Source organism: Lentzea sp. NPDC051838 (assembly GCF_040681245.1).
Classification (GTDB): Bacteria; Actinomycetota; Actinomycetes; order Mycobacteriales; family Pseudonocardiaceae; genus Lentzea.
The window spans coordinates 1-18,541 of sequence record NZ_JBFAYI010000028.1 but is presented as its reverse complement, the minus strand read 5'-3'; the positions used below and the strand labels follow the sequence as shown (position 1 = coordinate 18,541).

The following is an 18,541-nucleotide window of genomic DNA, read 5'->3' as shown; positions in this document are numbered from 1 at the left end:
GGCTTATGTCGCAGGAGGTGTGTCACAGGTGGCGAGCGCGTTTTCCAGGGCCGCGCGTTCCGCCGGCGCCACCGTCAGCCCGTACGCCACCTTCACCGTGACGTAGATCCGCCCGTACGAGCACGCATACGAGGCGTTGGGCGGCATCCACTCGTCAGGCGTCTTGTCGCCCTTCGACTGGTTGACCTTGCCCGACACCGCGACCAGGTTCCGCAGGTCGTTGGCCGCCGTCACCCGCTTCTCCAGGACCCACCCGGCCGCCCCGCTGCGCCACATCTCGGCCAGCGGCACCACGTGGTCGATCTGGATCTTCGACACGTCGGTCAGGCGCGTGCTGGTGTAGGGGTCGTCCAAGGTGCCGGACTGCACCGAGCAGCGGCCTGGCTTGCGGGAAACGCCGGACAGGTCGCGGGCCAGGACCTGGCTGCGTTGGTCGCAGCCGTCGCCGTCGGTGTCGAACCACGGCTGGCCGAACACGCACGCGCCGTGGGAGCAGTCGCGCGAGTAGCCGTCCAGGCGGCCCGCCGCGGCGACGGGGAGGGCCGCGAGAGAGGTGCGCGCGGTCACGGCGTCGAGGGTGCCGGGTGGCACTCGGTCCGTTTGCGGAGCGGGTGACAGGGGTAGAGCGGAACAGCCGGTCAGCAGGATGATCAGCAGTAACCACCGCATGAGAAGGGCATACCCGCTACAAGGGGCGGGGAAGGCCGCTCAACGGCGTAACTCTGGGGGACGGATGTCCGAAGTCAACGCGCTCGCCGATCGCCTGTTCGACCTCATCCTCGAGCGCTATCCGCTCGATGCGAGCCTGATGGGGTTCGACCTCGACCACGAGTCGCTCGTCGACCACAGCGAGGAGGCTGACCGGCAGTTCGCGCTCCGGCTGAGAGCCATCAGCGATGAGGCGCGCGCACTTCAGCCCTCTGACCTGTCCGAACGCATCACGCTGGGGATCATCGGCCATGAGGTGCGCACGCAGGAGGACGACCTCGCCGCCAAGCAGATCGAGTTCGGCATCAGCGCCAACATCCGCACGGCGGTGCCCGGCACGCTCGCGTTCCTGCCGCGGCTGGCGGTCGACACGGACGAGCGGCGCAACGGGTACCTGGAGCGGCTCCGGAGGCTGAGCGCGTTCCTCGAGACGATCATCGAACGCCATCGCACCGGCTTCGAGAACGGGCGCACGCCGGTGAAACACCTGGTGGAGCAGGCCATTGAGCTGATGGACGCCCACCTCGACAACCTCGAAGCCTTCGACGTGGTCGACGAAGCGAGCGAGGTCGTGGAGCAGCACGTCAAGCCCGCCATCGAGAACTACCGCGCCTTCCTGCACAAAGAGGCGCTGCCGCGAGGACGCGACACCGAGCACCCCGGCCTGTGCTGGCTGCCCGGCGGTGACGAGGCCTATCGGATGGCGATTCGCACGCACACGACCGAGGACCTCGACCCGGAAGACCTGCACGCCACGGGCATCAAGCTCATCGAGGAGCTCAAGCGCGAGTTCGCCCAGTACGGGGACGACGTGTTCGACCGCATCCGCAACGACCCCGCGTTCCGGCACACCAGCGGCGAGGACCTGCTCACGGCCGCCCGGGAAGCCGTCGCGAAGGCTGAAGCCGTTGCGCCGCAGTGGTTCCGCACGATGCCGGACGAGAAGTGCGCGATCGAGGCGACTCCAGCCGCTGTGCCCGCGCACGTGCCGCCGCACTACCTCCCGGCGTCGGAGGACGGCAGCCGGCCAGGCACGTACTTCGTCAACGTCAAGGAGCCGCAGAACCGGCTGAGGATCGAGGACGAGGCCACGGCGTACCACGAGGCCGTGCCGGGGCATCACTTCGAGCGCTCGAAGGCCTCGCTGCTCAAGGACCTGCCCGTGCTTCGGCGCAAGGCCCCGATCAGCGTGTTCGGCGAGGGCTGGGCGTTGTACTGCGAACGCCTCGCGGACGAGATGGGTCTGTACAGCAACGACGAGTCGAAGCTCGGCATGCTCACGATGGACGCCATGCGCGCGGGACGGCTCGTCGTCGACACCGGCCTCCACGCCAAGGGGTGGAGCCGGCAGCAGGCCATCGACTTCCTCCTCGAGAACACCCCGATGACGCCGATGCTGATCGAGTCCGAAGTGGACAGGTACCTCGGCGAACCCGGTCAGGCGCTCGCGTACATGGTGGGGCGCCTCAAGTTCGAGGAGCTGCGGCGCAAGGCCGAGGCCGCGGGCCAGGACGTGCGCGACTTCCACGAGGTCGTGCTCAGCCAGGGCCGGCTCACGCTCGCGCTGCTCGACGAGGTCGTCGACGGGTGGCTCGCCGATGCGTGACCTCGCGGAGCGGCTGTCCGACCTGACCTTCGACCACCACGCGCTGCGAGCGAACCTGTTGGGACTGCGTCACGACGGCGTCCTCCAGGACCACAGCGAGGAAGCCGACCAGGACCATCTGCGGCGCTACCGGGAGATCGGCGAAGAGGCGGAGCGACGGACCGCGGAATCCGAGGACGACCGCATCACCAAGGGCCTGGTCCTGCACCTGACCCAGGTGGAGATCGATGCGATCGAGTCGAAGACCGTCGAGTTCGGCGTGAGCGGCTACCTCCAGGACGCGGTGCCCGAAGTGCTCTACTTCCTGCCGCAACTGAAGAGCCGGCACGCCGTCCAGCGGTTCCTCGCCACCGTCGCCGAACGGCACCGCGCGGGTGTCGCCGCCGGTCGGACGCCCGTCAGGCACCTCGTGGAACAGGCGATCGCGCTCACCGAGCGGCACGACGTGCCGGGAATCGAGCACTACCGCGACGTCCTGAAGAACGACCTCCTGCCGAACGGCCGCGACGAGCAGCACGCCGGGCTGTGCTGGTTGCCGGACGGCGAAGCGTTGTACCGCAAGGCGATCCGCTGGCACACGACGCTGGACCTCGACCCGCGCGAACTGCACGCCACCGGCCTCGCACTCGTCGAGAACCTCAAGAGCGAGCTCGGTGACCATCGCGGCACCAACTACTCCAGTGCCGAGGAGATGCTTCAGGACGCTGAAGCAGCTTTGCGCAGGGCTGAAAGCGTTGCCCCGCAGTGGTTCCGCGCGGTTCCGGACCAACGGTGCGTGATCGCCGAGACTTCGCCGGAACTGCCGGCGAGCACCCCTCCGCACTACGTGCCGTGTGCGCTCGACGGCAGCCGCCCCGGCACCTACTACGTCAACACCAAGGAACCGCACACCCAGCTGCGGAGCCTCGCGGAGGCGACCGCGTTCCACGAAGCGGTTCCCGGCCATCACTTCGAGAGCGAAAGGATCCTGCTGCTGCAGGATCTCCCGCTGTTGCGCCGCAAGGCGCGCATCACCGCGTTCAGCGAGGGCTGGGCGCTCTACTGCGAACGCCTCGCCGACGAAATGGGTCTGTACAGCTCCTCGGAAGCCCGCGCGGGCATGCTCACCAACGACGTCAAACGCGCGGGCAGGCTCGTCGCCGACACCGGGCTGCACGCGCTCGGCTGGAGCCGGGCGCAGGCCGTCGACTACCTGCTCGGCAACACCCCGATGCCGCGCGAGCTCGTGGAGGGCGAGGTCGACCGCTACCTCGCCCAACCCGGCCAGGCGCTCGCGTACATGGTGGGCCGCCTCAAGTTCGCCGAACTGCGCAAGAGGTCCGACGAAGCGGGCAGGGACGTGCGCGACTTCCACGAGACGGTGCTGGGCAGGGGCCGGCTAACCCTGACGTTGCTCGACCAGGTCGTCACGGACTGGCTCGCCGAGAGCTGACCTCATCGCGGAGACGTCCAGCAGCCCTTCCCAGCGCGACACCACGAACGTCGCCACGCAGTTGCCCAGCAGGTTCGTGAAGACGCGCATCGAGTCCATGATCCGATCGGCGCCGAGCAGCAACGCGACCGCCGCGGCCGGGATCGACCCGACCGCGGCGACCGTCGCCGACAGCGCCAGGAACGCGGAGCCGGGTACGCCCGCCATGCCCTTCGACGTCAGCACGAGGACCAGCACGATCGTCAGCTGGTCGCCGAGGTCCAGCGGCACGTTCAACGCCTGCGCGAGGAACACCGTGGCCAGCGACAGGTAGATCGAGGCGCCGTCGAGGTTGAACGAGTACCCGGTCGGCAGCACCAGGCCGACGGACGTGGGCGCGCACCCGGCCTTCTGCAGCTTCACCATCATCCGCGGCAGCACGGCCTCGGACGACGCGGTGCCGAGAGCCAGCAGGAACTCCTCCCGCGTGTACCTGATGAAGCGCAGGATGTTCACCCGCGCGAACGTCCACGCGATCACGCCCAGCAAGGAGCAGAACAGCAGCGCCGCACCGTAAGCAGACAGGATCAGCCACAGATACGTCCGCAGCGAGCCCAGCCCGTACTGCCCGACGAGGAAAGCCATGGCGCCGAACGCACCCAGAGGCGCCAGTTTCATCACGTAGCCGAGCACCGTGAAGAACGCCAGGTTGATGCGTTCCAGGAGATCCACAACGGGCGTCGCGCGCTCGCCGAGCTGGGCCAGCGCGCAGCCGAACAGCACCGCGAACAGCAGCACCTGAAGCAACGCGTTGCGCGCCAACGCGTCCACCACACTGGAAGGAATGAGATCCAGCAGGAACTGCACGACGCCGGGGAGGTGACCACCCTGCGTCTTCGCGTCCACAGCGGAGGCGTCCAACGTGGACGGGTCCACGTTCATCCCCGCACCGGGCCGCACGACGTTGCCGACCAGCAGCCCGAACGCCAGAGCGGCCGTCGACACCACCTCGAAGTAGATCAGCGCCTTCACGCCGATCCGGCCGACCGCACGCAGGTCACCGACCTTCGCGATGCCCGTCACCACGACGCAGAAGATCAGCGGCGCGATCACCATCTTGATCAGCTTGATGAAGCCGTCCCCGATCGGCTTCAGGTCGGCGCCGAAAGCCCGGAAGAAGTGGCCCACCAGCACACCGGCGACGACCGCGACGAGCAGCTGCAAGAAGAGCGACCGAGTTTTCACATCCCGGAAGCTAAATCTCATTTATGAGCGATGGAGTGCCCTGAGTGTTACGCCTGCGCTATCCGACGAGTGACAGACTGCCGCGCATGAAGCCAGTCGCGGCGCTCGCCGCCCTGCTCCTGCTCGTCGCCTCCTGCAGCACGAGCGAACCCGAGGCACCGCCCGTCGAGCTTCCGCCCAGCGGCGGCAAGTTCGACTACCAGATCGGCGGCGTCTACCAGCCGGAGGCGCGGGTCAAGATCGTCGTGCGCGACCGCGGCAAGCTCCCCGTCGGCGACCGCTACAACATCTGCTACCTCAACGCCCTGCAGACCCAGCCGGACCCGATGGAGGGCAGCCTGAGCTGGTGGAAGCAGAACCACGGCGACCTGCTGGTGAAGAAACCGGACGGCGAGCCGATGATCGACCCGGAGTGGGAGGAGGGCATTCTCGACATCTCCACGACGGAGAAGCGCGGGAAGATCCTCGACATCCAGAAGAAGTGGATCGAGGGCTGCAAGACCTCGCGCTACCAGGCCATCGAGGCCGACAACCTGGACTCGCACACGCGGGCCGGCGGGGCGTTCGACATCAACGCCACCAAGGAGTTCATGAAGGCGTTCGTGAAGCACGCGCACCAGAAAGGGCTCGCGGTCGCGCAGAAGAACGGCGGTGAGCTCGGCGACTCCGGCAAGAAGTACGTCGGCTTCGACTTCGCGATCACCGAGGACTGCCAGGCCAACGACGAGTGCAAGGCGTACTCGGACGCGTTCGGCGACAACGTCTTCCAGATCGAGTACACCGACGAGGCGTTCCAGAAGTCGTGCTCCGATCGCGGCGGCAAGACGTCGATCATCCGCCGCGACCGGAACGTGGTGCCGTACGGGCACTCCGACTACGTCTACGAGGTCTGCCCCGCCAGCTGAGTCAGGAACGCCTGCCACTTCTCGGCCTGACCGGTCGCGTCACCGAAGAGGTGGTGACCGACGGCGTTCGTGCCGTGGAAGCGGTAGATGGCGTCCTCACCGCGCACGCCGAGGAAGTCGTGCAGGTCGTGGCGGACGATGTAGTCGACGACGCCGGTGACGCCGAACGGTTCGAGGACGACCTCGTCGCCGACCTGCGCGTTCTCGGGAACGCCGAGTGCCGCGAGCAACGCCGGAAAGCTCTTCGTTCCTTCCGGCCACTGCGCGAACACGTACGTGCCGGGCCTGCCCGCGAAGTGCTTCACGTACTCGGCCATCGTGAACAGGTACATGTCCCAGCCCTTCGACTGCTGGTCCACGAACTCGTCGCCCCAGCCGTCGGCGAGGATGCCGCTGTGCACGAACCGGAGCACGGTCGAGCCGCCGTCACGGGCCTCGACCAGGTACTCCATCGCGTGGAACGTGCCGTCCTCGCCCTTGTCGGACTGGTAGGCGAGGTGCTTGCCCGGCTCCCACGCGGTGATCGTCGAAGCCTCCTGGAAGAAGCCCAGGTCGAGCGTCATGCGGCCGCCGACCCGTCCGTCGACGGTGTGCGGGCCCATGAACCACGAGTCGATGCCGGGTCCGGTCGCGATGGCGTCCCAGACCTGCTCGGGGGTTCCCTCGACCTCGACTTCCTTGGTGATCTCGAACTCGTGGGTCACGACTCTTCCTCCTTGGCACTGACGCTGGGGTGCAGGGCGACGACGACTCGGTGCGCGCGCCCTCCTTCGGCCTGTTCGTCGTGGTACTTGGACACGAGCTGCGTCACGGCCGAGGCGAGCTCCTCGGCGAACGCGGCGCGGTCGGCCGCCGTCGCGAACCTGATCTCGCCGTCCAGCGCGAACGTCGCGAGCCGCTTCTTGGCCTTGGTCGCGCCCGTGATCAACGTGCCCACGTCGCGCACCAGCCTGGCCGAGACCGCGAGGAGCCACCGCGCGGACAACCGGTCGGGTGAGCGCGCCGGGTCCGGTTGCACGGCGGCCAAAGCGGTCGGCGAGATGACGTAGGACGCCGCCGTCGCCTGCAGCAGGCGCTCGTTGACGTTGCCCTTGCGTCGTTCCTCGACGAGCTCCACCAGTCCGTGCTGCTCCAGCGTGCGCAGGTGGTAGTTCACCTTCTGCCTGGGCAGGCCCACCTTCGCGGCGAGCATCGTCGCCGATCCCGGCTCTGCCAGCTCCGCGAGCAGGCGTGCCCGCACGGGGTCCAGCGACACCTCGGCCGCTGCCGGATCCTCGATCACCGCCACTTCGAACATGGATCCACCGTCGCACCGAAAACAAAATTAGTCAAGAACTGAGTTGCTGTCGGTGACTTTGCTCCACCTGGGTGGCTTTGGACCCGCTACCGTAAGCGGTGTCTCGATTGGTCGTTGCTTGTTCGCAACCCCTGAGGAGACACATGATCACGATGCTCGTCCTGACCCTGCTGGCTTTACCGTTCGCCCTGACCGCCGCCAACGTGGGCAGACGCAGATGGATCCGCAAGAGGGGCGTCGCCAGAGTGCGCGCCGAGCTCGACGCTTTCCACGCCGAGCTCGCACGGCAGGGCCTGAGTCACTTCTCGGGCAGGTGAAGCACGTTCGCGGACGGTGAGATCCGCGTGACCACGTCGCCGAAGCGCTGGTCGAAGCCCGCCCTGATCTCCTCGGGTGACCCCACGACGGCGAACGTCCGCAGCACGTCGTCGTCGATCAGCTCGGCCATCTCGGTCCACTGCTGCCGCCGGGACATCCGGTGCAGCTCCTCGTGCAGCGCGCCCCAGCCGTGCAGGTCCAGCACCGGCTTGTACGCGGGCGTCGACCCGTAGAACGCGATCTGCCGCTTGACGTCGGCGATCTCCTCGTCGGTGGACGCCGCGAACACGGGCCCGCTGATCTCGAAGCCCTCCAACGTCTTTCCCGCCTTCGCGCGGCCGCGTTCGAGCGCCGGCAGCGTCACCTCGCGCAGGTACCGCTCGGTCGTGAAGTTGTGGCACAGGAAGCCGTCCGCGACCTCGCCCGCCACCTCGGTCATCAGCTCGCCGACGCCCGCGAGGTAGATCGGCGCGGTGCCGTGCGGGTTCGGGCCCGGATCGAAGAACGGCGTCATCAGCGTGTGCCTGTAGAACTCGCCGCGGAACGCCAGCCGCTCGCCGGTCTCCCACGCGTGCCAGATCGCGCGAACAGCCAGCACGAACTCGCGCATGCGGGCGGCGGGCTTGCTCCACGGCATGGAGAACCGCTTGGTGATGTGGGCTTCGATCTGCGAGCCGAGGCCGAGGTTGAACCGGCCACCTGACAGCAGCCGCAGGTCGTTCGCCGTGGTCGCGATGGTCATCGGGTTGCGCGCGAACGCCACCGCGATCGCCGTCCCGAGCTCGATCCGTTCGGTTGCCGCGGCTGCTCCGGCCAGCGCCAGGAACGGGTCGTGCTTGGTCTCGGCGAGCCAGAACCCGTCGTAGCCCCGGTCCTCCGCCCGCTTCGCGATGGCCCCGACGTCGCCGGGCGTGTAGTCGACGGCACTCCTGTCCAGCTTCATGCCGTTGAGGTTAGAAAACCTTCGAGCAGCGCGTTGAACTCAGGAGCTTCCGGCACGAGATGGTCGCGGCCGCGGCACACCTCCCGGCGCGCGCCGGACTCTCGCGCGATGGTGTCGCAGATGATCTCGTTCGCCTCGCTGTGGCCACCCGAGACGACCAGGATCGGGAACCCCGCCTCGCGCAACGCGGCCAGCGGCGGCTCGGCTTCGTCCGGCGGTCGGGCGCCCAGCAGCTGCCGCATGCCCTTGATCAGCGTCTCGTGCGGCTGGTCCGGCACCTCGACCGGAACGCCCGCGATCGGGAAGAACCGGCGCAGCCCTTCGACGGGGTCCACTCCGGACTCGACGATCGCGCGGGTGGCCGCTCCGTACGCGTCCACGACCGGCACGCCGCGCGCCACGCCGGCGGCCGGAGGTTCCAACAGGGTCAGCGACCGCACGTTCTTCGGGCGCAGGGCAGCGGCGTACATCGACACGATCGCGCCGTACGACAGCCCGACGAGATGGCTCGGCTCGTCCAGCAACTGGTCGGCGACCAGCGCGGCTTCCGGCTCGAAGTCCTGCCGTGCGGGCGGCGACTGGCCGTGGCCGGGCCGATCAGGTGCGAGCAGCGTCCACCGTTCGGTCAGCGGTCGCTGGGCTCGCCACGTCTCCCGGCCACCGAGCACACCGCCGTGCACCAGCACGACCCGCGGGCCCTGGCCCCACTCGTGAACGTGCAGGCGCATGCTCCGGAGTATTACCGGTAACCGCCGCTGTACCGCGACTCGCAGGCGATTCCGTTCCGGTTGTCGTCGAGCTCGACGCGATAGCCGGGCTGACCCCAGTACAGCGGTGCCGCACCGGCCCGCCGCGCGTCGTCGCAGGTCGCGTAGAAGACGGGCTGGGGCTTCGGTTGCGTGGTCGGCTTGGGCTTCGTCGTCGTGGGAGCGGGCGGTGGCGGCGGAGGCGGGGGAGTCGGCGTCTCGGTGACGTCCTTGCCTCCGCACGGCGTGCCCCACAGCCCCATCGGAACGCGCTGCGCGGCTCCTTCGGCTTCCTTCTGGGCGGCGTTCGGGGTGCCTGTCGTGCGGCCGGCGCCGTTGCCCAGTGCGAGCAACGTGTAGTCGGTGCCGTCCGCGAGGCTGAGCGCGCCCGTGACCCGGTCGTAGCGGACCTGCTGGTTCAGCAGCATGGCCTTGGCGAAGCTCGTCGCGGCCTCAGCCCAGCACGGTCCCGGCACGGCCAGACCCGCGACCTCCGCCTTCGAGCCGTCGGACAGCATCACCGAACGACCGTCCACGATCGACGCCACCGTGATGCCCAGCTGGGCCGGCGGCACCGACGCGGACGTCGTCGTCGCCGGCGCGTCGTCCTCCGCCGGTTTCTCCACGGCCACGGGAGTCGTCTGCTGTGCCGTCGCTGTGCACCCGGCGGTGAGCGCCACCAGCAGGATTCCGCCGCTCACAGTTCTCCACCCCGACATGAACCCGAATAGTGCTCCCATGTCGGAGAGCGGCCAAGGTTACGTATTTGGCTCGGATCGGTTCACAAGGAGTCCGAACTGAAATACGGAGATCTCCAGTTCAGCGTGCCGGCTTCAAGGTCCAGACCACGGTCATCTCGCACGTGGTGACGCCCTCGGCATTGGTGATCATGATAGACACGGGGAATTCGGGGCGCGTACCCGACTCCAGTTCGGCGAGAACCTCGTCGGCGGAGCGTCCGAGAACGGCTTCGGCGCGCACCGCACCCATTGCGATCTTCTTGTAGGCGATCTCCGCGCGAACGGCGAGCGGCGTCGCTTTGGCGAGGTGCGCGGCGAACGCGGCCATCACGACGGCGCCGGACGCGGACTCGCCGAGACCGAACATCATCGCGGCGTGCGGCCCGCCGATGTGGTTGTGCAGCGCCGGGTTGTCCGGCAGCGACGCGACGATGCGGTTCGGGGAGACCTCCTCGAACTCGATGCCCGTCGTCTTCACGTACGGCACGGCCTGCTTCATGGCTTCGGCGAGGAACGACACGTCTTGGCTCATGAGACGGATGCTACCGACGGGTAACCCGCTCGGCTACCCGTCGGTAACCGCCACTCGCGGTGCTTGTACCGCTCCACAGTGGAGTGAGACCTGAAACTCACTTGCAATCCGGCGTACCGAGATGGATGCTTGTACCGAGCAACTAGTTGGGTGATACAAGCAATGAGGTGGCAGATGGTCGATCCGGGCAGGTGCCCCGACCTCGATCCCGAGCACGAGCTCGCTGATCGGGTGGGCATGGCGATGGTGCGACTGAACAAGATGCACGCCCAGGTTGCCCATCAGATGGCCAAGCAGGGCATGGACAAGTCCGCCTTCGTGCTCCTCGCGACGCTCTCCGGACTCGGTGAGTGCCGCTCGAGCGGCTTGGCGGAGGCGGTGCTCTCCGACCCGTCCACGGTCAGCCGGCAGGTAGCCGGGCTGGTGAAGGACGGGCTCGTGGAGAGGCGAGCTGATCCGGCGGACGGCCGGGCCAGCGTGCTGGCGGTCACCGAAGCGGGACGCCAGCTGATCCGGGAACGACGCCGGCAGCGCAACGAGGCGATCGAGCAGGTGTTCGCGGACTGGGCCGACGAGGACTTCAAGGGCTTCGCGGACCTGTTCGAACGCTTCGTCCAGGACTACGAGCGCACGATTCCGGCGCTCATGACCGAACGCGGGACGGGGACCCGCGCAGGAGGGGAAAAGTAGAGATGTCATCAACAACCGAGGCGACACCCACACCAGGGGTCTCCCTGACGCACCGGCAGATCATGACGGTGCTGTCCGGCCTTCTGCTGGGCATGTTCCTCGCCGCGCTGGACCAGATGATCGTCGCCAGCGCCATGAAGACCATCGCGGACCAGCTGCACGGCCAGACCCTGCAGGCGTGGGCGACCACCGCCTACCTGATCACCGCGACCATCACGACCCCGTTGTACGGCAAGCTGTCGGACATCTACGGGCGCAAGCCGATGTACCTCGCGGCCATCTCGCTGTTCCTGGCGGGTTCGCTGCTCTCGGGCATCGCGACGTCGATGTACGAGCTCGCCGCGTTCCGCGCGGTGCAGGGTCTCGGCGCCGGCGGTCTGATGTCGCTGGCGTTCGCGATCATGGCGGACATCATCTCGCCGCGTGAGCGCAGCAAGTACTCGGCCTACTTCATGGCCGTCTTCGGTTCGGCCAGCGTGCTCGGGCCGGTCATCGGCGGTGTGTTCGCGGGTCTCGACTCGTTCATCGGCATCTCGGGATGGCGCTACGTCTTCCTGGTCAACGTGCCGATCGCGCTGCTCGCGCTGTTCGTCGTCGGCCGCGTGCTGAACATCCCGCACCAGCGGGTGGACCACCGCGTCGACTACCTGGGCGCCGCGACGCTGACCGTCGGCCTGGTGCCGCTGCTGATCGTGGCCGAACAGGGTCGTGAGTGGGGCTGGGCGTCCGGTACGTCGATCGCGATGTACGTGATCGGTGTGCTCGGTCTGGCCGCGTTCATCTGGGCCGAGTTCCGGGCGGGCGACGAGGCGCTGCTGCCGATGCGGATGTTCCGCAACCACACGTTCGCGCTGGGCAACGCGATCAACTTCGTGCTCGGCATCGGCATGTTCGGCGGCATGGTCTCCATCCCGCTGTACCTGCAGATCGTGAAGGGCGTGACGCCGACCGTCGCGGGTCTGATGCTGCTGCCGATGACGTTCGGCATCATGTCGGCCACGGCGATCGCGGGTCGCGTCACGTCGAAGACCGGCCGCTACAAGATCTTCCCGATCCTGGGCGCCGGCCTGATGACCGTCGCGCTGATCCTGCTCAGCACCATCGGCACGGACACGCCGAACTGGGTGACCATGTCGTTCATGTTCATCATGGGCGCCGGGCTCGGCCAGTGCATGCAGACGCTGCTGCTGGCGATCCAGAACGACGCCGAGCCGCGTGACATGGGCGTGGCGACCGCTTCGGCGACGTTCTTCCGCCAGATCGGTGGCACCGTCGGTACCGCGGTGTTCCTGTCGATCCTGTTCAGCACGGTCGGCGACAAGATCGCCGAGGGGCTGAAGGCGGCGATGCAGACCGAGGCGTTCATGACGGCGCTGCGTCAGAACCCGCAGTTCGCGCAACAGCTGCAGAACGGCGGCGGCAACGGGGTGGACATCAACAACACCGAGTTCCTCAACCACCTCGACCCGGCGCTGGCCAAGCCGTTCCTCGACGGGTTCTCCAGCGCGATCGACACCGTCTTCCTGACCGGCGGCATCGTGATGATCGCGGCGTTCGTCCTCGTGTGGTTCCTGCGCGAGAAGCCGCTGTCGACCAAGTCGGGTCTGGAGCGGGTCGCGGACGCCGAGTCCGTGGCGATTCACTAGCGGGCAACGAAAAAGGGCCGTCCTCCTCGCGGGGGACGGCCCTTTTCGTTGTCCTAGTGGAAGGACTCGCCGCGTTCCTCGGCGTCCTTCAGGCGCTGGTAGGAGCGCTTGATCTCGGCCTCGGCCTCGGTGCGGCCGACCCAGGACGCGCCCTCGACGCTCTTGCCGGGCTCGAGGTCCTTGTAGACCTCGAAGAAGTGCTGGATCTCCAGGCGGTCGAACTCCGCCAGGTGGTGGATGTCCCGCAGGTGCTCGTGCCGAGGGTCGTTGGCCGGGACGCACAGAACCTTGTCGTCGCCGCCCTTCTCGTCGGTCATGCGGAACATGCCGATCGCACGAGCGGCGATCAGGCAGCCCGGGAACGTCGGCTCCTGGACGAGGACGAGGGCGTCCAGGGGGTCGCCGTCCTCACCCAGGGTGTTCTCGATGAACCCGTAGTCGGCCGGGTACTGCGTCGACGTGAACAACGTGCGGTCGAGGCGGATGCGACCACTCTTGTGGTCCACCTCGTACTTGTTGCGCACGCCCTTGGGGATCTCGATCAGGACGTCGAACTCCACTGGTCCTCGCTCATGTAGCCCATTCGTGACGCCCACTAGTGTGGACCACGACGCCTTGTCAACCCTCATCGGAGCGGTGGTTGGTGGGTGTGAGATTGCCCGTACCGAGCTGACGGAGGCCCCTTTGCCGGACGAGCCCCAGTGGCCGACCGACGATGACGACGCGGACCAGGACGAGGTCCTCGCCGAGCCAACGGTGCAGGTCAGCCGCCCGTCGCTGGACCAGCCGACCATGCGCTTCCCGGTCGCTGCCGTGCTCACGTCACCGTCCACACCGGAGCCGCCGCGCTCGTCGCCGGTTCGTTCCGTCCCGAACGGTGCTGGTCCCGCCGCCGGCGTCACGACTGTGCCTTTGAACGGTTCCGGTGCCGTTTCCGGTCCTGCCGGTGGATCTTCGGGTGGGAAGTCTCACGGGCAGGTTCGGCCGGACGGCGGCCAACCTCGGCAGGACTCCTCGAAAGGCGAGCCGCCGCGGGCCGCGCCGGTGCGGATCGCGCCCGCGGTGGAGCCGAAGAACGACCAGACCCGCGTGGTGCCGAAGCCCGAGCAGAAGACGACGGACCTGACGGTTCCCGCCAAGACGGCTCGGGTCGACCAGCTGCCGATGGGCGAGAAGTCGTGGTTCGACCAGCCGGTCAGACCTGAGGCACCGGCTCCGCGTCCGCAACCGCCGCGCCAGGAACCACCGCAGCCTCCGCGTCAGGAGCCTGCTCCGCGTCCGGTTTCTGTGCCTGAGCAGCCCAAGCCGCGGGAAGAGCCGATCCGTGAGACCCTCCCCGTCTCCGGTTACGACGAGGACCCGGAAGACCGCCTCAACGACGACGAGCCGAAGAAGGGCCGCAAGGGTCTCGCGGTCGTCCTGGGCCTGTTCGTCGTCGCCGCACTCGCCGGCGCCACGATCTACGCGGTCAACGAGTTCGGCGGCCCTGCGGCGATCGAGACCAAGCCTCCTGCCCCGCCCGCGCAGGTTCAGCCGCTGGTCAAGGCCGTCACCGCGGGCGCACCGACGCCGTCGCCGGCGGGAGTGAAGGCCGCGCTCACCGGGCCGGCCGGCAACGCCGCGCTCGGCACGCTGACCGGCAGCGTCATCGACCCGGCCAGCGGCACGGCGTTGTGGCAGCAGGGCGACACGACGGCGGCGACCCCGGCGTCGAGCCTCAAGATCCTCACGGCCGCGGCGGCGTTGCTCAGCCTGGAGAAGACCGAGCAGCTGTCCACGAAGGTCGTCCAGGGCGCGGAGCCCGGCACCGTGGTGATCGTCGGCGGTGGCGACCCGACCATCTCCGGCACGCCCGGAAGCTCGGTCTACCCCGGCGCCGCGACGCTCGACGACCTGGTCAACCAGGTGAAGCAGAAGGGTGCGGTCACCAAGGTCCAGTTCGACCTCAGCCGCTACACCGGCGAGGCGCTCGGCCCGCAGTGGGAACCGGGCGACATCGCGGGCGGCTCGGTCGCGCCGATCGTGCCGTTCATGCTCGACGGCGGCCGGCTGGACCCGAAGAAGGACGTCGCGGCCCGCACCGGCAGCCCTGCCCAGTCGGCGGCGGACGCGTTCGCGCAGCGCATCGGGGCTCCTGGTGCCACGGCGGGCACGGCACCTGCCAATGCTCAGGTGCTCGGCGAGATCAAGTCGGCGCCGATCGAGCAGCTCGTCGACAACATGATGCAGATCTCCGACAACGTCCTCACCGAGGCGGTCGCGCGCGAGATCGCGATCAAGTCCGGCAACGAGCCGTCGTTCGCGGGCGGGGTCAAGGCCGTGCGGGACATCCTGACCAAGAACGGGTTCGACCTCACCGGCGCGAACTTCGTCGACGGCAGCGGGCTCTCCGCCACGAACAAGATCCCGGCCAAGCTGCTCACCGACGTGCTGGCCACCGCGGCCAAGCCCACGCTGGACGACCCGCGCACGGCGAAGCTGCGGCCGTTGCTGACGGCACTGCCGGTGGCGGGCGGCAGCGGCACGCTGGCCGAGCGCTACAACGGCAGCGCGGCGGCGGGCAAGGGCTGGGTGCGGGCCAAGACCGGCACGCTCACCGGCGTCAACGCGCTGGCCGGCGTGGTCGTCGACGTGGACGGGCGGGTGCTGGTGTTCGCGTTCATGTCGGCGAGCAACAGCGACCCGCTGACCGCGGTCCGGCCCGCGCTGGACGTGATGGCCACTGCGTTGCGGGGCTGTGGCTGTTCGTAGCGGGGCGTGCGCAGGTAACTTCGGCAGGGTGAACGGCGCGACGGAGGCAGAGCTCGGCCCGGTGGACTGGGAGCTGGCGGTTTCGACCGCCGTGCGGCTCGTCCGGCCGGGTCCCGTGATCGGCAAGGACGAGGCCGACCACGTCGTCGGAAGACTTCGCGAGCTCGCGCCTCAGGCCGAGGTGCACGTCCGCGAGCTGACGGGGCTGGGTCAGGGCCTGCCGCTGCTGCCAGGTGAGGTCGTCGACCGTCCCGCGTGGGTCCGTGCGGCCGCGCAGGGGCTGGCGGCGTTGACGGGTCCCGCGATGCCGCGTCAGGCCGGTGCGATGGCGAGCATCCTCGCGGGCACCGCCGGTGTGCAGGCAGGTGTCGTGATGGCGTTCCTGTCGTCGCGCGTGCTCGGTCAGTACGACCCGTTCAGCCCTACCGACCAGCTGGCCGGACGACTCTTGTTGGTCGCACCGAACATCGTTGGCGCGCAACAGGCCCTGGACGTCCCCGCAGACGACTTCCGCATGTGGGTGTGCCTGCACGAGTGCACGCACCGCCTGCAGTTCACCGGTGTGCCGTGGCTGCGCCAGTACTTCTCGGACCAGGTCACCACGCTGCTCTCCACAATGGACGACGACCGCGCGCCGCTGCCCGAGGTCATCCGCGACTTCCGGCACAAGCTGCGCGCCGGCGACGGCCCGATCGGACTGATCGAGCTCATCCAGTCGCCGCAGCAGAAACTCGTGCTGGACCGGCTGATCGCACTGTCCACTTTGCTCGAAGGCCACGCGGACCACGTGATGGACGCGGTCGGCCCGTCGGTGGTGCCGTCGGTCGGGACGATCCGCAGCCGCTTCACCGCCCGGCGCAAGGGTGGCGGGTTGCTGGACCGGATTCTCCGCACGGCGCTCGGCGTGGACGCGAAGGTGCGCCAGTACGAGGAAGGCGCCGCGTTCACGGAGTTCGTCGTCGAACGCGTCGGCATGGACGGGTTCAACGCGATCTGGACCTCCGCCGAGACGCTGCCGACGCGTGCCGAGATCACCGAGCCGATGACCTGGCTGCGTCGCGTGGCCCCGTGAACGGTCCGGTCGCTTCGGTTCGAGGAGCGGTCCGCCGGTTCCTCGACGAGGTGCGTCCGGACGCGGTGACGGTCGCGGTCTCCGGCGGTGCCGACTCGCTGGCGCTGGCCTACGCCGTGTCGCGCCTACGCCAAGACGCGTGCGCAGTCGTCGTCGACCACCAACTCCAGCCGGGCTCCGCTGTTGTTGCCGCGCGCGCAGCTTCGACGTGTGTGGGGTTCGGACTCACGGCGCGTGTGGAGACCGTGCGCGTGGACGGCCCCGGCGGCCCTGAGGCGGCGGCTCGACGAGCCCGTTATGCCGCGCTGACACCGGCTTCCGGCGTGGTGCTGCTCGGTCACACACTCGACGACCAGGCCGAGACAGTGCTGCTCGGCCTGGGCCGCGGCTCCGGCCCGCGTTCGATCGCCGGCATGCGCTCCTACGATCCGCCGTGGGGCCGACCTCTGCTGGGCGTGTCCCGTGCGGTCACCCGTGCGGCGTGCGTCGAGCAGGGCATCGACGTGTGGGAGGACCCGCACAACGTCGATCCGTCGTTCACTCGGGTGCGGCTGCGGTCCGAGGTGCTGCCGTTGCTGGAGGACGTGCTGCAGGGCGGTGTTGCCTCGTCGTTGGCGCGCACGGCCGCCCAGTTGCGGGAGGACTGTGACGCACTCGACTCCCTGGCGGCGGCGTTCACAGGTGACCGCTGTGCTGTTGGTGATCTTGCGGAGTTGCCCGTCGCACTTCGACGCAGAGTGCTCAGGTCGTGGCTGATCGAGGTCGAGGTGCCCGAACTGTCCGATTCGCACCTGCGACGTGTTGACGCACTGGTGAGTGAATGGCGCGGTCAGGGCGGTGTCTGGCTACCAGGTGGCTTTGTCGTGCGGCGCTCGCATGGCAGGCTCGTTGTCGAACCGGAGTCTGAAGCGAGGTCTGGCGCAGGAACTGCACCGGAGTCTCGAGCAGAGTCCGAACCAGAGTCTTGAAGCAGAGGGGACCTGTCCGTGTACGACGGCGACATCGCATCTGTGCTCATCACCGAGCAGGAGATCAGCGACAAGGTCACCGAGCTCGCCAAGCAGGTCGCGGACGATCACCCAGAAGGTGACTCCGACCTCGTGCTGATCACTGTGCTCAAGGGCGCCGTGATGTTCATGGCGGATCTCGCACGTGCGCTGCCCGTTCCGGTGCAGCTCGAGTTCATGGCCGTTTCGTCCTATGGGTCTTCCACTTCGTCTTCGGGCGTGGTGCGGATCTTGAAGGATTTGGATCGGGACATTGCTGACCGGAACGTGGTGATTGTCGAGGACATCATCGATTCTGGGCTGACGTTGTCTTGGTTGCTCAAGAATTTGCAGTCTCGGCGGCCTCGGTCGTTGGAGGTTTGCACGTTGTTGCGCAAGCCGGATGCTGTCAAGGTTGAGGTGCCGGTTAAGTACGTTGGGTTCGACATTCCTAACGAGTTTGTTGTTGGGTATGGGTTGGACTATGCGGAGCGGTATCGGGATCTGCCTTACATCGGGACGTTGGATCCTAAGGTTTACTCGAGCTGATTGATCTGGGGCGGCCTTCGGCCGCGCGCGGCCTGTCCGTAGGTCGTCCCCCTGTTGCGTCGGCGGCTGGCGGTTTCGTGTCCGACGGCGTTCCCCTGTTGCGTAGTCAGAGTTCCTGTTGCGAGTCGCGGCCTTGTGGGTGGTCGGGTTGCGTGGGGCGCGTTCCTGTTGCGTGCTTCCCCTTGGGAGCTCCGCCCCAAACCCCGCCAATCTGATCAGGGGGCCAGCGCCTTCAGCGGGCTGATGGCACGCCTGTTGCTTTGGGCGGCTGCCTGTTGCGTAGGTGGTGCGGTCCGGCGGGCCCCGTCACGAGTCGTACCGGAGCGAGCCACAGCCGGGAAGGGGTGTCAACTCGACGAAAAGCGTGTCGAGTTGACACCCCTTCTCGGGCGCGGC

Annotated in this window: 19 protein-coding genes; 10 read left to right on the top strand and 9 right to left on the bottom strand. The window is 68.1% G+C overall.

The annotated features are described in order from the left end of the window. Positions 1-3: 3 nt before the first annotated feature. Positions 4-669, bottom strand: coding sequence for an HNH endonuclease family protein (locus tag AB0M24_RS37635; protein WP_363778259.1), 666 nt, complete (start codon positions 667-669; stop codon positions 4-6). A 64-nt stretch (positions 670-733) separates the two neighbouring features. Between AB0M24_RS37635 and AB0M24_RS37630 the strand changes: the two genes are divergently transcribed. Next, positions 734-2,314 (top strand): DUF885 domain-containing protein, encoded by a 1,581-nt coding sequence (locus tag AB0M24_RS37630; RefSeq protein ID WP_363778258.1) that lies wholly within the window; start codon positions 734-736, stop codon positions 2,312-2,314. Next, entirely contained in the window at positions 2,307-3,746 is a 1,440-nt protein-coding gene (locus AB0M24_RS37625) for a DUF885 domain-containing protein (protein WP_363778257.1), read from the top strand. Before AB0M24_RS37630 ends, AB0M24_RS37625 begins: the two co-directional genes overlap by 8 nt. On the opposite strand, the gene dctA is transcribed toward AB0M24_RS37625, so the two are convergent. Continuing rightward, a complete protein-coding gene (gene dctA, locus AB0M24_RS37620) occupies positions 3,693-4,970 on the bottom strand; it encodes a C4-dicarboxylate transporter DctA (protein WP_363778256.1) in 1,278 nt (425 codons plus the stop codon). The two genes, AB0M24_RS37625 and dctA, sit on opposite strands and share 54 nt — an antisense overlap. Positions 4,971-5,056: 86 nt before the next feature. Between dctA and AB0M24_RS37615 the strand changes: the two genes are divergently transcribed. Next, positions 5,057-5,875, top strand: a complete 819-nt coding sequence (locus AB0M24_RS37615) for an endo alpha-1,4 polygalactosaminidase (protein ID WP_363778255.1) — start codon at positions 5,057-5,059, stop codon at positions 5,873-5,875. Here AB0M24_RS37615 and AB0M24_RS37610 read toward each other — a convergent pair. Further along, positions 5,851-6,579 carry an SRPBCC domain-containing protein gene (locus tag AB0M24_RS37610; RefSeq protein ID WP_363778254.1) on the bottom strand — a complete coding sequence of 243 codons (729 nt, stop codon included), beginning with the start codon at positions 6,577-6,579 and terminating at the stop codon, positions 5,851-5,853. The two genes, AB0M24_RS37615 and AB0M24_RS37610, sit on opposite strands and share 25 nt — an antisense overlap. Beyond that, complete coding sequence (locus tag AB0M24_RS37605; RefSeq protein ID WP_363778253.1) at positions 6,576-7,172, bottom strand: helix-turn-helix domain-containing protein; 597 nt, start codon at positions 7,170-7,172, stop codon at positions 6,576-6,578. Before AB0M24_RS37605 ends, AB0M24_RS37610 begins: the two co-directional genes overlap by 4 nt. A gap of 143 nt (positions 7,173-7,315) precedes the next feature. On the opposite strand from AB0M24_RS37605, the gene AB0M24_RS37600 reads away from it, so the two are divergent. Beyond that, positions 7,316-7,489 carry a hypothetical protein gene (locus AB0M24_RS37600; RefSeq protein WP_189255981.1) on the top strand — a complete coding sequence of 58 codons (174 nt, stop codon included), beginning with the start codon at positions 7,316-7,318 and terminating at the stop codon, positions 7,487-7,489. Here the strand turns inward: AB0M24_RS37600 and AB0M24_RS37595 are convergent. The 4 genes from AB0M24_RS37595 to AB0M24_RS37580 form a co-directional block, all read right to left on the bottom strand. Beyond that, entirely contained in the window at positions 7,471-8,433 is a 963-nt protein-coding gene (locus AB0M24_RS37595; protein ID WP_363778252.1) for a TIGR03617 family F420-dependent LLM class oxidoreductase, read from the bottom strand. The genes AB0M24_RS37600 and AB0M24_RS37595 overlap by 19 nt on opposite strands. Continuing rightward, positions 8,430-9,161 (bottom strand): alpha/beta hydrolase, encoded by a 732-nt coding sequence (locus AB0M24_RS37590; RefSeq protein ID WP_363778251.1) that lies wholly within the window; start codon positions 9,159-9,161, stop codon positions 8,430-8,432. Before AB0M24_RS37590 ends, AB0M24_RS37595 begins: the two co-directional genes overlap by 4 nt. 11 nt (positions 9,162-9,172) lie before the next feature. Further along, positions 9,173-9,880, bottom strand: coding sequence for an excalibur calcium-binding domain-containing protein (locus tag AB0M24_RS37585; protein WP_363778250.1), 708 nt, complete (start codon positions 9,878-9,880; stop codon positions 9,173-9,175). 118 nt (positions 9,881-9,998) lie between these two features. Further along, positions 9,999-10,451: a DUF4442 domain-containing protein gene (locus AB0M24_RS37580; protein ID WP_363778249.1), complete on the bottom strand. Its 453-nt coding sequence runs from the start codon at positions 10,449-10,451 to the stop codon at positions 9,999-10,001. 162 nt (positions 10,452-10,613) lie between these two features. Between AB0M24_RS37580 and AB0M24_RS37575 the strand changes: the two genes are divergently transcribed. Further along, the gene (locus tag AB0M24_RS37575) at positions 10,614-11,141 is read left to right on the top strand and encodes a MarR family transcriptional regulator (protein ID WP_363778248.1); all 528 of its coding nucleotides are present in this window, start codon (positions 10,614-10,616) and stop codon (positions 11,139-11,141) included. 2 nt (positions 11,142-11,143) lie between these two features. Further along, positions 11,144-12,787 (top strand): MDR family MFS transporter, encoded by a 1,644-nt coding sequence (locus AB0M24_RS37570; protein ID WP_363778247.1) that lies wholly within the window; start codon positions 11,144-11,146, stop codon positions 12,785-12,787. A gap of 53 nt (positions 12,788-12,840) precedes the next feature. On the opposite strand, the gene AB0M24_RS37565 is transcribed toward AB0M24_RS37570, so the two are convergent. After that, positions 12,841-13,347 (bottom strand): inorganic diphosphatase, encoded by a 507-nt coding sequence (locus tag AB0M24_RS37565; protein WP_363778246.1) that lies wholly within the window; start codon positions 13,345-13,347, stop codon positions 12,841-12,843. Positions 13,348-13,471: 124 nt separating this feature from the next. Here AB0M24_RS37565 and dacB point away from each other — a divergent pair, with 124 nt between their 5' ends. Genes dacB through hpt form a run of 4 tightly spaced genes read left to right on the top strand, consistent with a single transcriptional unit; the run spans position 13,472 to position 18,145 of the window. Next, entirely contained in the window at positions 13,472-15,538 is a 2,067-nt protein-coding gene (gene dacB, locus AB0M24_RS37560; protein WP_363778245.1) for a D-alanyl-D-alanine carboxypeptidase/D-alanyl-D-alanine-endopeptidase, read from the top strand. Between the two features lie 28 nt (positions 15,539-15,566). Continuing rightward, complete coding sequence (locus AB0M24_RS37555) at positions 15,567-16,610, top strand: zinc-dependent metalloprotease (RefSeq protein WP_363778244.1); 1,044 nt, start codon at positions 15,567-15,569, stop codon at positions 16,608-16,610. Continuing rightward, positions 16,607-17,578, top strand: a complete 972-nt coding sequence (tilS, locus tag AB0M24_RS37550; RefSeq protein ID WP_363778243.1) for a tRNA lysidine(34) synthetase TilS — start codon at positions 16,607-16,609, stop codon at positions 17,576-17,578. The genes AB0M24_RS37555 and tilS overlap by 4 nt, the downstream gene beginning before the upstream one ends. Before the next feature lie 18 nt (positions 17,579-17,596). Beyond that, positions 17,597-18,145 (top strand): hypoxanthine phosphoribosyltransferase, encoded by a 549-nt coding sequence (gene hpt, locus AB0M24_RS37545; protein WP_030472607.1) that lies wholly within the window; start codon positions 17,597-17,599, stop codon positions 18,143-18,145. Positions 18,146-18,541 lie beyond the last annotated feature (396 nt).